This window comes from Azospirillum tabaci, from assembly GCF_014596085.1.
Classification (GTDB): domain Bacteria; phylum Pseudomonadota; class Alphaproteobacteria; order Azospirillales; family Azospirillaceae; genus Azospirillum; species Azospirillum tabaci.
The window spans coordinates 1-13,079 of sequence record NZ_JACCJY010000017.1 but is presented as its reverse complement, the minus strand read 5'-3'; the positions used below and the strand labels follow the sequence as shown (position 1 = coordinate 13,079).

At 68.3% G+C, this 13,079-nt stretch carries 11 protein-coding genes; 10 read left to right on the top strand and 1 reads right to left on the bottom strand.

The window, feature by feature from the left end:
- The first annotated feature begins 84 nt into the window (after positions 1-84).
- The 6 genes from H0B54_RS15975 to H0B54_RS15950 all read left to right on the top strand — a co-directional run bounded on the left by H0B54_RS15975 (position 85) and on the right by H0B54_RS15950 (position 8,253).
- Positions 85-1,113, top strand: a complete 1,029-nt coding sequence (locus tag H0B54_RS15975) for a LysR substrate-binding domain-containing protein (protein WP_188261152.1) — start codon at positions 85-87, stop codon at positions 1,111-1,113.
- Positions 1,114-1,228: 115 nt separating this feature from the next.
- On the top strand, positions 1,229-2,305 hold the full coding sequence (gene chvE / locus H0B54_RS15970; RefSeq protein ID WP_137107229.1) for a multiple monosaccharide ABC transporter substrate-binding protein: 1,077 nt from the start codon (positions 1,229-1,231) through the stop codon (positions 2,303-2,305).
- Between the two features lie 226 nt (positions 2,306-2,531).
- Positions 2,532-4,115 carry a multiple monosaccharide ABC transporter ATP-binding protein gene (gene mmsA, locus H0B54_RS15965; protein ID WP_281390059.1) on the top strand — a complete coding sequence of 528 codons (1,584 nt, stop codon included), beginning with the start codon at positions 2,532-2,534 and terminating at the stop codon, positions 4,113-4,115.
- A complete protein-coding gene (mmsB, locus tag H0B54_RS15960; protein ID WP_188261151.1) occupies positions 4,112-5,323 on the top strand; it encodes a multiple monosaccharide ABC transporter permease in 1,212 nt (403 codons plus the stop codon). Before mmsA ends, mmsB begins: the two co-directional genes overlap by 4 nt.
- A gap of 8 nt (positions 5,324-5,331) precedes the next feature.
- Positions 5,332-6,315 carry a Gfo/Idh/MocA family protein gene (locus tag H0B54_RS15955; protein ID WP_188261150.1) on the top strand — a complete coding sequence of 328 codons (984 nt, stop codon included), beginning with the start codon at positions 5,332-5,334 and terminating at the stop codon, positions 6,313-6,315.
- 111 nt (positions 6,316-6,426) lie between these two features.
- On the top strand, positions 6,427-8,253 hold the full coding sequence (locus tag H0B54_RS15950; RefSeq protein WP_188261149.1) for an IlvD/Edd family dehydratase: 1,827 nt from the start codon (positions 6,427-6,429) through the stop codon (positions 8,251-8,253).
- On the opposite strand, the gene H0B54_RS15945 is transcribed toward H0B54_RS15950, so the two are convergent.
- Positions 8,247-9,506, bottom strand: coding sequence for an alpha/beta hydrolase (locus tag H0B54_RS15945; RefSeq protein ID WP_188261148.1), 1,260 nt, complete (start codon positions 9,504-9,506; stop codon positions 8,247-8,249). The genes H0B54_RS15950 and H0B54_RS15945 overlap by 7 nt on opposite strands.
- A 316-nt stretch (positions 9,507-9,822) precedes the next feature.
- Here H0B54_RS15945 and H0B54_RS15940 point away from each other — a divergent pair, with 316 nt between their 5' ends.
- The 4 genes from H0B54_RS15940 to H0B54_RS15925 all read left to right on the top strand — a co-directional run bounded on the left by H0B54_RS15940 (position 9,823) and on the right by H0B54_RS15925 (position 12,853).
- Positions 9,823-10,635 (top strand): GntR family transcriptional regulator, encoded by an 813-nt coding sequence (locus H0B54_RS15940; protein ID WP_188261147.1) that lies wholly within the window; start codon positions 9,823-9,825, stop codon positions 10,633-10,635.
- On the top strand, positions 10,632-11,390 hold the full coding sequence (kduD, locus tag H0B54_RS15935; protein ID WP_094304039.1) for a 2-dehydro-3-deoxy-D-gluconate 5-dehydrogenase KduD: 759 nt from the start codon (positions 10,632-10,634) through the stop codon (positions 11,388-11,390). The genes H0B54_RS15940 and kduD overlap by 4 nt, the downstream gene beginning before the upstream one ends.
- 33 nt (positions 11,391-11,423) lie before the next feature.
- Positions 11,424-11,759, top strand: a complete 336-nt coding sequence (locus H0B54_RS15930; RefSeq protein WP_094304037.1) for a cupin domain-containing protein — start codon at positions 11,424-11,426, stop codon at positions 11,757-11,759.
- Between the two features lie 104 nt (positions 11,760-11,863).
- A complete protein-coding gene (locus H0B54_RS15925; protein WP_094304036.1) occupies positions 11,864-12,853 on the top strand; it encodes a TRAP transporter substrate-binding protein in 990 nt (329 codons plus the stop codon).
- Positions 12,854-13,079 lie beyond the last annotated feature (226 nt).

Here is a 13,079-nt window from a genome sequence, read left to right as displayed (position 1 = left end):
CTGATAATCGTCCAATACGAATATCGGCGCCGGCGATACGAGATTTCGTATGCCGGCGGCGTCGCCAGACCGGAGGCCCTGCCCGTGACCCCGCACCGTTTCCCGGCCAACTGGTTCCTCAAGGCCCGGCTGAAGCTGCGCCATCTCCAGCTGTTCGTGGCGCTGGACGAGCACCGCAACCTGCACCGCGCCGCCGCCAGCCTCACCATGTCGCAGCCGGCCGCCTCGAAGCTGCTGGGCGACCTGGAGGAGTCGCTGGGCGTCACCCTGTTCGAGCGCCATGGCCGCGGCGTCGAGCCGAACTGGTACGGCGGCTTGATGATCCGCCACGCGCGGGCGATCCTCAGCGGCCTGCAGGAGGCGGGGGAGGAGCTGAACGATCTGCTGGCCGGCCACAGCGGCAGCGTCTCGATCGGCACGGTGATGGCCCCGGCGGTGGAACTGGTGGTGCCGGTGATCACCACGCTGACCCGCGACCATCCCGACCTGAAGATCGCCGTGGCGGTGGAGACCAGCGACGTGCTGGCCGAGCGGGTCCGGCAGGGCGTGATGGATTTCGCGATCGGCCGTCTGCCCGACCACGTCGACGCCGCGTGCTTCGACTATCAGGAGATCAGCAGCGAGGAGCTGTGCTTCGTCTGCCGCGACGGCCACCCGCTGCTGCGGCTCGGCCGCCCGCTGACCGCCGCCGATCTGGTGGACGCCACCTGGATTCTCCAGCCCTTGGGAAGCCTGTTGCGCAGCCGGGTCGAAGCGCTCTTCCGCGCCGAGGGGGTTCCGCCGCCGCGCAAGGTGATCGAAAGCGCCTCCCCGGTCATCTCCCTGGCGATGGTGGCCGAGAACGACTCGGTCACCGTCTTCGCCCGCGCCCTCGCCCAGGTGTTCTCCCCCACCGGCTGCTGCACCATCGTGCCCTTCCACAAGCGCTTCAGCGTCGAGCCCTACGGCATTTTCTGGCTGAAGGACCGCCCGCTGTCGCCGGGTGCCCGCACCGCCCTGGCCGCCTTGCGGGCGGCGTCCGACGCCAAGATGCGCCGCGCGCTGGAAACGCCGCAGCCCAGCCCTTCAAGTGATATCGAAATGTGTATGGATTCCGCCAATAATCGTATTTGACAGTTATGGTTTTTCGGCCGATTGCTAGCCTTACAAACATTGCGCCACCCGACACCCGTTCAAGAGCCGCGGGTGTGGCCAACCCGGTGCCGCAGAAGGGGGAGGAAATCGGCCCATGTCTTCTTCATTCACGACCACACTGGCCGGGATGGCCGTCGGCGTGCTGGCCCTCACCGTCGCCGCCGCGCCGACGCTGGCGCAGGACAAGCCCACCGTCGGCATCGCGATGCCCACCAAGTCCTCGGCCCGCTGGATCGACGACGGAAACAACATGGTCAAGCAGTTCCAGGCCAAGGGCTACAAGACCGACCTGCAATACGCCGAGGACGACATCCCCAACCAGCTCGCCCAGATCGAGACGATGGTCGCCAAGAACAGCAAGGTTCTGGTGATCGCCGCCATCGACGGCACGACGCTGACCGACGTGCTTCAGCAGGCCAAGGACCGCGGGGTCAAGGTCATCGCCTACGACCGGCTGATCCGTGGGTCGGAGAATGTCGACTATTACGCGACCTTCGACAATTTCCAGGTCGGCGTGCTCCAGGGCAGCTACATCGTCGACGCGCTGGGCCTGAAGGACGGCAAGGGCCCCTTCAACATCGAGCTGTTCGGCGGCTCCCCCGACGACAACAACGCCTATTTCTTCTACAACGGTGCCATGTCGGTGCTGCAGCCTTACATCGACAGCGGCAAGCTGAAGGTGGGCAGCGGTCAGGTGGGCATGGACAAGGTGTCCACCCTGCGCTGGGACGGCGCCACCGCCCAGGCCCGCATGGACAACCTGCTGAGCGCCTTCTACGGCAACCGCCGCGTCGACGCCGTATTGTCGCCCTACGACGGGATCAGCATCGGCATCATCTCCTCGCTGAAGGGGGTCGGCTACGGCTCGCCGTCGCAGCCGATGCCGGTGGTGACCGGGCAGGACGCCGAAGTGCCCTCGATCAAGTCGATCCTGGCGGGCGAGCAGCGCGCCACCGTCTTCAAGGACACCCGCGAACTGGCCCGAATCACGGTGGAGATGGTCGACGCGGTGCTGGGCGGCGGCACGCCCCCGGTCAACGACACCAAGACCTACGACAACGGCAAGAAGGTCGTCCCGGCCTACCTGCTGAAGCCGGTCAGCGTGGACGCGTCCAACTGGAAGAGCACGCTGGTCGGCAGCGGCTACTACACCGAAGCGCAGTTCAAGTGACGCGGCGGCGCGGGGCGGACGCATTCGGCTTTCATAGCCCTCTCCCCGCTGGGGAGAGGGTGGCCCGAAGGGCCGGTGAGGGGGATGCGCGTGACGGTGCGTCCGGCAAAAGCGCAACCCCCTCACCCTAACCCTCTCCCCAGGGGGGAGAGGGGATTGAAAATGCGAGCGCCCCGCCACCGGCCTGAGGTGTGCTCGGGCGATCGTAGGTTCCTCGGAGGTGTTCATGGACTCCATCCTGGAGCGGTCCAGTCTGGCGATGCCGATCCTGGAGATGAAGGGCATCACCAAGACGTTTCCTGGCGTGAAGGCGTTGGACAACGTCAACCTGTCAGTCCGCGAGGGCGAGATCCACGCGCTGATCGGCGAGAACGGCGCCGGCAAGTCGACGCTGATGAAGGTGCTGAGCGGGGTCTACCCGCAAGGCAGCTTCGACGGCGAGATCCGCTTCCGCGGCCAGCCGCAGGCCTTCCGCGGCATCGCCGACAGCGAGCGGCTGGGCATCATCATCATCCACCAGGAGCTGGCGCTCGTCCCGCTGCTGTCGATCACCGAGAACCTCTTCCTCGGCAACGAGCAGGCGAAGCGTGGTGTGATCGACTGGGACGCCGCCACCCTGCGGGCGCGGGAGCTGCTGCGTCTGGTCGGGCTGCACGACCCGCCGGAAACCCTGATCACCGACATCGGCGTCGGCAAGCAGCAGCTCGTGGAGATCGCCAAGGCGCTGTCCAAGGAGGTCAAGCTGCTGATCCTGGACGAGCCGACCGCCAGCCTGAACGAGAGCGACAGCGACGCCCTGCTGGACCTGCTGCTGCAGTTCAAGGCGCGCGGCATCGCCTCCATCCTCATCTCGCACAAGCTGAACGAAATCGCCAAGGTCGCCGACCGGGTGACCATTCTGCGCGACGGCACGACGGTGGAGACGCTGGACTGCCGCGAGGCCGTGGTCAGCCAGGACCGCATCATCCGCGGCATGGTCGGGCGCGCGCTGTCGGACCGCTATCCCAGGCGGACCACCGTGCCCGGCGACGTGCTGTTCGAGGTCAAGGGATGGAACGCCGACCACCCGGCCCATCCCGGCCGGCGCGTCGTCCGGGACGTGAACCTGACCGTCCGCCGCGGCGAGGTGGTGGGCATCGCCGGGCTGATGGGCGCCGGCCGCACCGAGTTCGCGATGAGCCTGTTCGGCCGCTCCTACGGCCGGAACATCCGCGGGCAGGCCTTCCTCGACGGGCGGGAAATCGACGTCTCCACCATCAGCCGGGCCATGGCGAACGGCCTCGCCTACGCCACGGAGGATCGCAAGCATCTCGGCCTCGTGCTCGACAACGACATCCGCCACAACGTCACGCTGGCGAACCTCAAAGGGGTGGCGAAACGCTGGGTCATCGACCATGAGCGCGAGGTCCAGGTGGCGGAGGAGTTCCGGCGCCGGCTGCGCATCCGCTGCGCCGACGTGTTCCAGGAGACGGTCAACCTGTCGGGCGGCAACCAGCAGAAGGTCGTGCTCAGCAAATGGCTGTTCGCCGACCCGCAGGTGCTGATCCTCGACGAGCCGACCCGCGGCATCGACGTCGGCGCCAAGTACGAGATCTACACCATCATCAACCAGCTGGTCGCCGAGGGGCGGGGCGTCGTCCTGATCTCCTCGGAAATGCCGGAGCTGTTGGGCGTCGCCGACCGCATCTTCGTGATGAACGCGGGCGAAATGGTCGCCGAGATGCCGGCGGCCGAGGCCAGCCAGGAAAAAATCATGCGGGCGATCATGCGCTCCGGCGAGACGCTGATGTCCGGGGAGGCTCTGCCATGAGTGCCGAACTCAACCTTCCGGCCCGCGGCCCGCGGGTGTCCATGGGACGGTTCGTGAAGGCGCACATGCGCGAATACGGCATGCTGCTGTCGCTGGTCGCAATCGTCCTGTTCTTCCAGTACATGACCGACGGCACGCTGCTGCAGCCGCTGAACCTGACCAACCTCGTGCTGCAGAACAGCTACATCGTCATCATGGCGCTGGGCATGCTGCTGGTGATCGTCGCCGGGCACATCGACCTGTCGGTGGGCTCGGTCGTCGCCCTCATCGGCGCGCTGGCGGCGACGCTGATGGTGCGGCTCCACCTGGACTTCGTCACCACGACGCTGCTGTGCCTGCTGGCCGGGGCGGCGATCGGGGCGGTGCAGGGCTTCTGGGTCGCCTATCTGCGCATCCCCTCCTTCATCGTGACGCTGGCCGGCATGCTGGTCTTCCGCGGCCTGTGCCTGATCCTGCTGGCCGGCCAGTCGGTCGGTCCCTTCCCGGTGGAATTCCAGCGCCTCAGCTCCGGCTTCATCCCGGACTTCCTGGCGCTCGACGCCTTCAACATGGGCAAGTTCCACCTCACCAGCCTGCTGCTCTGCGGGGCGGTCGCCACCGCGCTGGTGGTGATGAACACCATGGCGCGCCTGCGCCGGCAGAGCGTCGCCATCGAGCAGGAGCCGCTGCCGCTGTTCGTGGCGAAGAACGTCGCGCTGGCCGCGGTGCTGCTCTATGTCGGGCAGTTGATGGCCTCCTACCGCGGCCTGCCCAACGTGCTGATCATCATGAGCGTGCTGATCGCGCTCTACAGCTTCGTCACCCGCAACACCACGGTCGGGCGGCGCGTCTACGCGCTGGGCGGCAACGAGAAGGCGGCCAAGCTGTCCGGCATCGACACCCGGCGGCTCAGCTTCTACACCTTCGTCAACATGGGGGTGCTGGCGGCGCTGGCCGGGCTGATCTTCGCAGCGCGGCTGAACACCGCCACGCCGAAGGCCGGCGTCTCGTTCGAGCTGGACGTGATCGCCGCCTGCTTCATCGGCGGCGCCTCGGCCTCGGGCGGGGTGGGCCGGGTGACCGGTGCTGTGATCGGCGCCTTCATCATGGGCGTGATGAACAACGGCATGTCGATCCTGGGGATCGGCATCGACTGGCAGCAGGTCATCAAGGGCATGGTGCTGCTCGCCGCCGTCACCATCGACGTCTACAACAAGAACAAGGCGTGAGGGCCGTCATGACCCGTTCCACTCCCGCCCCACTCACCGTCGGCATCGTCGGCTTCGGCAAGATCGCCCGCGACCAGCATGTCCCGGCCATCGCCGCCACCGGCCTGTTCCGGCTCGCCGCGGTGGTCAGCCCGCACGGCGCCACTCCGGAGGAAACCGGGCTCGGCGACGTGCCGGTCTTCCGCAGCCAGAGGGAGATGCTGGCCGCCCTGCCCGGCCTCGACTCCGTGGCGATCTGCACCCCGCCCGCCGTCCGCCACGCCTTGACGGTGGAGGCGCTGCGCGCCGGCAAGCACGTGCTGATCGAGAAGCCGCCGGCCGCCACCCTGACGGAGCTGCGCCTCCTGCTCGACGCGGCGGAGGGTGCCAAGCGCACGCTGTTCGCCGCTTGGCACTCCCGCTTCAACGCGGCGGTGGAGGAGACGCGGCGGCGGCTGACCGGCGCCACCGTCCGCCACGTTGCCATCACCTGGAAGGAGGACGTGCGGCGCTGGCATCCGGGCCAGGACTGGATCTTTGCGGCGGGGGGCTTCGGCGTGTTCGATCCGGGCATCAACGCCCTGTCGATCCTGACCGAGATACTGCCGGCCCCCGTCGTCGTCCGCGACGCCGAGCTGCGGGTTCCCGCCAACCGTGACACGCCCATCGCCGCCACTCTGAGGATGGAGGGGGCTGCGGGCTCCACCGTCGGGACGGTGACGGCCGACTTCGACTTCCTCCAGGAGGGCGAGCAGACCTGGACCATCGCCATCGAAACGGACGGCGTCGGGACGGACGGCGGACGGCTCGACCTGACCCACGGCGGCACGCGGCTGAGTGTCGACGGCGTGCCCGTGTTGGCCGAGCCCGACGCCGAGTACCAAGGCATCTACCGCCGCTTCCGCCATCTGATCGCGGACGCGGCCGGCGACGTCGACGCCCGTCCGCTGCAACTGGTCGCCGACGCCTGTCTGGTCGGGCGCTGGCGTACCACCGACGCCTTCCACTGGTAAAGCGCCGGGCACACCGCCCGGCCGACTCCCAACGACGCCCGAACGAGGCTCCGAACGACCCCGGCGCCGGCTGTACCCCGGTCCGCGCCCCCAACCCGAATTGGTGCCGACATGTCCGATACGAAACCCTCCTCCCAGCATCCGGAAATCGGCTCCGGCCGGCGGCTGCGGTCGCGCGCGTGGTTCGACAACCCCGACAACCCCGACATGACCGCGCTCTATCTGGAGCGCTACCTGAATTTCGGGCTGACGCGGGAGGAGCTGCAATCGGGCGCGCCGATCATCGGCATCGCCCAGACCGGCTCCGACCTCAGCCCCTGCAACCGGCACCATCTGGTGCTGGCCGAGCGGCTGCGCGAGGGCATCCGCACCGCCGGCGGCATCGCCATCGAATTCCCCGTCCACCCAATCCAGGAGACCGGCAAGCGGCCGACCGCCTCGATCGACCGCAACCTCGCCTATCTCGGCTTGGTCGAGGTGCTGCACGGTTATCCGCTCGACGGGGTGGTGCTGACCATCGGCTGCGACAAGACCACCCCCGCCTGCCTGATGGCCGCGGCCACCGTGAACATCCCGGCCATCGCCCTGTCGGTCGGCCCGATGCTGAACGGCTGGTTCCGCGGCGAGCGCACCGGCTCGGGCACCATCGTGTGGAAGGCCCGCCAGATGATGGCGGCCGGCGAGATCGACTATCAGGGCTTCATCGAGCTGGTGGCGTCGTCGGCCCCCTCGACCGGCTACTGCAACACGATGGGCACGGCCTCCACGATGAACTCGCTGGCCGAGGTGCTGGGCATGCAGCTCCCCGGCTCCGCCGCCATCCCCGCCCCTTACCGCGAGCGCCAGCAGGCCGCCTACGAGACCGGCAAGCGGATCGTGGAGATGGTCCGCGAGGACCTCAAGCCGTCCGATATCCTGACCCGCGACGCCTTCCTCAACGCCATCGTCGTCAACTCCGCCATCGGCGGTTCGACCAACGCGCCGATCCACATCAACGCTATCGCCAAGCACACCGGCGTTCCGCTGACGGTGGAGGACTGGCAGACCCACGGCCACGACGTGCCGCTGCTGGTCAACCTCCAGCCGGCCGGCGAGTATCTGGGCGAGGACTTCCACCGCGCCGGCGGCGTGCCCGCGGTCGTCGCCCAGCTGATGGGCAAGGGGCTGATCCGCGAGGGGGCGCCCACCGTCAACGGCCGGACCATCGGCGAGAACTGCCGCAATACGGAGATTCTCGACACCCGGGTGATCCATCCCATCGACGAGCCGCTGAAGATCAACGCCGGGTTCGTGGTGCTGCGCGGCAACCTGTTCAACGCCGCCATCATGAAGACCAGCGTCATCTCCGACGAGTTCCGCGAACGCTACCTGTCCAACCCGCAGGACCCGGAGGCGTTCGAGGGCAAGGTCGTCGTCTTCGACGGGCCGGAGGACTATCACCACCGCATCGACGACCCCGGCCTGGGCATCGACGCCTACACCATCCTGGTCATCCGCGGCACCGGCCCCATCGGCTATCCGGGAGCGGCGGAGGTGGTCAACATGCGGCCCCCCGCCACGCTGATCCGGCAGGGTGTCCATTCCCTTCCCTGCATCGGCGACGGCCGCCAGTCCGGCACCTCGGGATCGCCCTCCATCCTCAACGCGTCCCCGGAGGCGGCGGCGGGCGGCGGGCTGGCCCTGCTGCGCAGCGGCGACCGGGTGCGCATCGACCTGCGCCGCGGCAGCGCCGACATCCTGATCTCGGAGGGCGAGCTGGCCGACCGCCGCGCCGTGCTGGAGGCCGCGGGCGGCTACCCGATCCCGCCGTCGCAGACCCCCTGGCAGGAGATCCAGCGCGGCATCGTCGACCAGCTCGACGAAGGCATGGTGCTGAAACCCGCCATCAAGTACCAGCGTGTCGCCCAGACCATGGGCATCCCGCGCGACAATCACTGAGTCCGGGGGCCACTGAGGGGGGACCGGCGGTGGTCAGCCCCCACCTCGAATCGGTCATCCAGCCAATCGAGGACGCGGAGGTTCAGGAGGGAGCGGTTGCCCATCTCGCAATGCCCGTCGGCGCCTTCGGCGGCGGTGAAGCGCATCAGCGTCTTCGGGCCGGTGAGCGCGTCGAAGAAGGCACCCGCACCAGCCGACAGGGCGTCACCCTCCGCCTGGGTGATCAGGGTGGGGCAGGCGATGAGCTGCGCCCGCCCCCGCATGGTGAACTGCTCCGCGGAGGCGAGGTAGGAGCGCAGATCACCGACGCCATGCACCCAGAATCCGCGCTGCACGACCTTCCAGCTCAGCTGGTGGTGACCTCGGATGAAGGCGTCCATGCGGTCGATCACGGCTTGGTCCAGGGCGCCGAGGTCGGCCGCCGCCTCCGGCGCGACGCCGAGCTTGTGCACCACCATGTCACGGAAGCCGTCGGCGATGCTCCAGGTGCCGGGGTCGGCGATCAGCGCCGCGACGCGTGGCTCGCCCGACGCGCCGCGCGGGGCGAGGTATCCGCCAAGGCTCCAGCCGCTGAGCGCGATGCGCGTCGCATCGACGAGCGGCAGGGCCTCGGCGAAATCGACCACCGCCCCGATCACCGCTTCCCAGTCCGGCCGCAGCGGCACGCCGCGCTCATAGAGCATGGCCCCCTGGCCGGGACCGTCGAACAGCAGGCTGTGATAACCCCGCCGGGAGGCCGCCACCGCGGACGCGAAATACATGTCGGTGATGGTGCCGTCGTAGCCGTTGGTGAAGATGATCAGTGGGCGGACGCGAGTCTCGAAGCCCTCCGCCGGGATGAAGCGGCCGGGCAGCGACAGCCCGCCGAAGGGAATGGCCAGCGGGATGGCCGGGCGTGGACCGAGCGAGAGCCCTTTGTCGAGCGCCGCCGTCCCCTTGCGGAACGCGGCGGTCAGGCGCGGATCGACGGGCGCGCCGTAGAGCGGGTGGAACGAGGCGTTGTAGAAGGCGCTTGCCCGCAGATAGAGGGCTCGGGCACTCGCCTTGCGGCCCTTGCACAGAGCGGAGTCGGCCTCGTGCGTCAGCCGGTCGCCCGCGGCATTCCATGCATCATAATAGGCGCCGTCGTCACCGTCGCCGATGGCCTCGGCCACCGCCTTGATCTCGCCGAAATCGGCCCCGCCGTAAGGAATGTAGGCGATGGGCCAAGTGCCGAAGTCCTCGTGCAAAGCGTCGTGAAAGAGGGTGGTCACGCCTGTCCTCCTCATTCCCGCCGGCCGGTTCACGAAGCCCCGGCAACCCTCAATTGTCGCTTCACCGGAACCGGCCCGCCACCGCGCAGAAGGTAAGACGCCCGAACGGACATGACGTCAGGCGGGCCATCCGGACCGCACCGCCTCGCGATCGCGCCGCCATCGCTCAGCCCCTTCCCCCACCCCCGGAAAAATGTTCGCCCCCTCCTCAAAATCAGGCTTGCGCGGCACGCTGATATATTAATATGCTCTTTTTCAAGGAACAGCACGGAACGGCCCTGGATGGGGTACGGGCCGGCACATGGGGAGGACTGCAATGGCTTCGACCTCCAGGCCCGCCCTGGACGCCCAACCGCCCGGAACCGCTCCGGGGACCGTGCCCGGAAAGACGCTTGGAACCGCCAAGGAACCGCGCCTGTCCGCCCGCGCCACGGCCACCGCGGAGATCTACCGGTCGCTGCGCGGGGACATCGTGGCCATGCGGCGCAAGCCGGGGGAACCCATTGTGGAGAAGCACGTCGCGGAGTCCTTCGGCGTCAGCCGCACCCCGGTGCGTGAGGCTCTGCTGCGTCTGGCCGACGACGGGCTGGTGGAGATCTTCCCGCAGTCCGGCACCTTCGTCGCCCGCATCCCGGTCAATGCCCTGCCCGAAGCGGTGGTGATCCGCACCTCGCTGGAATGCACCGCGGTCCGCTACGCCGCCGTCCGTGCCGCGCGCAGTCAGATCGCAGCGCTGCGGGCCAACATCCTGCTCCAGCAGGAGAGGATGGCGATGGGAGATCTCGACGGCTTCCATGAGGCCGACGAGGCGTTCCACAGCCTGATTTCCGAGATCGCCGGCTTCCCCGGCCTGTGGAACATGGCCCAGCAGGTGAAGATGCAGGTGGACCGCTACCGCCGCCTGACCCTGCCGGAACCGGGCCGCATCGCGCATGTGCTGGCCGAGCACGACGGCATCGTGGACGCCATCGCGGCGCGCGACCCGGCCGAGGCGGAGCGGCTGATGACGATCCATCTCGGCGCCCTGCTGGAGTCCGTCCCGAACACCCAGGGAGCCAATCCCTTCTTCTTCACCGGCGCGCAGCCGGACGGCCCGTCGAAGACGAAGAAAGAAAGCACGCCGTCATGACCAACCCCTTCGACCTTTCCGGCAAGACCGCCCTGGTCACCGGGGCCAACGGCGGCATCGGGCAGGCCATCGCGGTCGCCCTGGCGCGGGCCGGCGCCGACATCGCCGTCGCCGGGCGCACCCCGCCGGACGAGACGCGCGCGCTGGTCGAGGGGCTGGGCCGCCGCTTCGCTGCGATCCCCGCCGACCTGTCCAGCATCGCCCCGATCCCCGCCCTGATGGAAGAGACGGTGGGCACGCTCGGCGGGCTGGACATCCTGGTCAACAACGCCGGGCTGATTCGCCGCGACGACCCGCTGGACTTCACCGAGGCCGACTGGGACGCCGTTCTGGACGTGAACCTGAAGTCGGTCTTCTTCCTCTGCCAAGCCTTCGGGCGCTACGCGCTGGGGAACGGGCGGAAGGGCAAGATCATCAACATCGCCTCCATGCTGTCCTTCCAGGGCGGCATCCGCGTGCCCTCCTACGCGGCGTCGAAGAGCGGCATCGCGGGGATCACCCGTTTGCTCGCCAATGAATGGGCGGGCAAGGGCATCAACGTGAACGCCATCGCGCCGGGTTACGTCGCGACCAGCGTCACCACTGCGCTGCGCGCCGACGAGCGCCGCAACGCCGAAATTCTGGCCCGCATCCCCGCCGGACGCTGGAGCGAGCCCGCCGACATGGGCGGTCCCGCGGTGTTCCTGGCGTCCGATGCGTCCGATTACGTCCACGGCACGATCCTGCCGGTGGATGGCGGCTGGCTCGCCCGCTGAGGGGCCGCCGATGATTGTAAGGGGAAGATGAGGATGAGCACGGACGTTTTCGTGATTGACGGCGCGGTGGAGTGGCAGGACCTGGGCGCCGGCGTGCGCCGCAAGATCCTCGGCCACAACGACGCCATGATGATGGTGCGCGTGGAGTTCGAGACCGGCGCCATCGGGCCGCTGCACCGCCACCCGCACGTCCAGTGCGCCGTGGTCGAGAAGGGCTCCTTCGACGTCACCATCGAGGGCGTCACCCGGCGCCTGGGCACCGGCGACGGCTACATGGTGCCCTCCAACGCCCTGCACGGCGTCGTGGCGCTGGAGCCGGGCGTCCTGCTCGACATCTTCACGCCCCCGCGCGAGGACTTCCTCGCCTGATGAGATCACCCGCTGACCGGCGCGCGGGAACTCGCGCCGGGCGGCACCCGGACTCAACCGTCCAAACCAAAGAACCAGCCTAAGAATCGCCAGGAGGACACGCTATGCATCTTTCGACCCGCGGCATCCGCGCCGCCCTTCTCGCCGCCTGCGCGGCCTGCACCCTGCTCGCCACCCCGGTCGTGGCCCGCGACTTCCGCTCCGCGGACATCCACCCGGCCGACTACCCGACCGTCGAGGCCGTCAAGTACGTCGACAAGCTCCTGAAGGAGCGGACCGGCGGCAAGCTCGGCGTGAAGGTCTACCCGAACGGCGCGCTCGGCACCGAGAAGGACACCATCGAGCAGCTGAAGATCGGCGGGCTCGACATGATGCGCATCAACGTCGCGCCGCTGAACAACGTGGTGCCGGAGACGATGGTCACGGCCCTGCCCTTCATCTTCCGTTCCACCGAGCACATGCGCGCCGTGCTGGACGGCCCGATCGGCGACGAGATCCTGGCCGCCATGGAAAGCCAGGGCATGATCGGCTTGGCCTTCTACGACAGCGGCTCGCGCAGCATGTATTCGGCCGCCAAGCCCTACAAGACGCTGGCCGACATGAAGGGCGCCAAGATCCGCGTCCAGCAGTCCGACCTGTTCGTCGCCATGATCCAGGCTCTGGGTGCCAACGCCACGCCGATGCCCTTCGGCGAGGTCTACACCGCGCTGAAGACCGGCATCGTCGACGCGGCGGAGAACAACTACCCGTCCTACGAGTCCTCGCGCCACTTCGAGGCCGCCAAGTACTTCACCCTGACCGAGCACGCGATGGCGCCGGAAGTGCTGGTCTTCTCGAAGGTTGCGTGGGATCGCCTGTCGAAGGACGACCAGGCCGCCATCCGCAAGGCCGCCAAGGACTCCGTCCCCTACATGCGCAAGCTGTGGGACGAGCGTGAGCAGAAGTCCAAGGACGTGGTCGTGAAGGCCGGCGCCCAGATCGTCGAGGTCACGAACAAGCAGGAGTTCATCGACGCGATGGCTCCCGTCTACAAGCAGTTCGCGAGCACGCCGAAGCTGGACGGCCTCGTCAAGCGCATCCAGGACACGAAGTAAGCACAGTCGAACGCGGCGCTTCCCTTCGGCAAACCGAAGGGCGGCGCCGCGTCCTTTGAGGGGAGCCGGCGGCATGGATGTCGAGCTACAAGCAATGGACCACAGCCCCCCGCAGAGCGCGGGCCTGCTCACGCGGGTGAACGCGCGGCTGGCGCGGTCGGGGATGTGCGTGGCGATGGTCGGCCTGATGGCCATCGTCGGGGTGGTGTTCTATCAGGTCTTCGGC

What these genes read in the sequence shown, in the direction of transcription:
- mmsB (WP_188261151.1), top strand. Translation starts at nt 4,112, where the DNA reads ATGAGTGCCGAACTCAACCTTCCGGCCCGCGGCCCGCGGGTGTCCATG.
- H0B54_RS15950 (WP_188261149.1), top strand. Translation starts at nt 6,427, where the DNA reads ATGTCCGATACGAAACCCTCCTCCCAGCATCCGGAAATCGGCTCCGGC.
- H0B54_RS15940 (WP_188261147.1), top strand. Translation starts at nt 9,823, where the DNA reads ATGGCTTCGACCTCCAGGCCCGCCCTGGACGCCCAACCGCCCGGAACC.
- chvE (WP_137107229.1), top strand. Translation starts at nt 1,229, where the DNA reads ATGTCTTCTTCATTCACGACCACACTGGCCGGGATGGCCGTCGGCGTG.
- H0B54_RS15925 (WP_094304036.1), top strand. Translation starts at nt 11,864, where the DNA reads ATGCATCTTTCGACCCGCGGCATCCGCGCCGCCCTTCTCGCCGCCTGC.
- kduD (WP_094304039.1), top strand. Translation starts at nt 10,632, where the DNA reads ATGACCAACCCCTTCGACCTTTCCGGCAAGACCGCCCTGGTCACCGGG.
- H0B54_RS15955 (WP_188261150.1), top strand. Translation starts at nt 5,332, where the DNA reads ATGACCCGTTCCACTCCCGCCCCACTCACCGTCGGCATCGTCGGCTTC.
- H0B54_RS15930 (WP_094304037.1), top strand. Translation starts at nt 11,424, where the DNA reads ATGAGCACGGACGTTTTCGTGATTGACGGCGCGGTGGAGTGGCAGGAC.
- mmsA (WP_281390059.1), top strand. Translation starts at nt 2,532, where the DNA reads ATGGACTCCATCCTGGAGCGGTCCAGTCTGGCGATGCCGATCCTGGAG.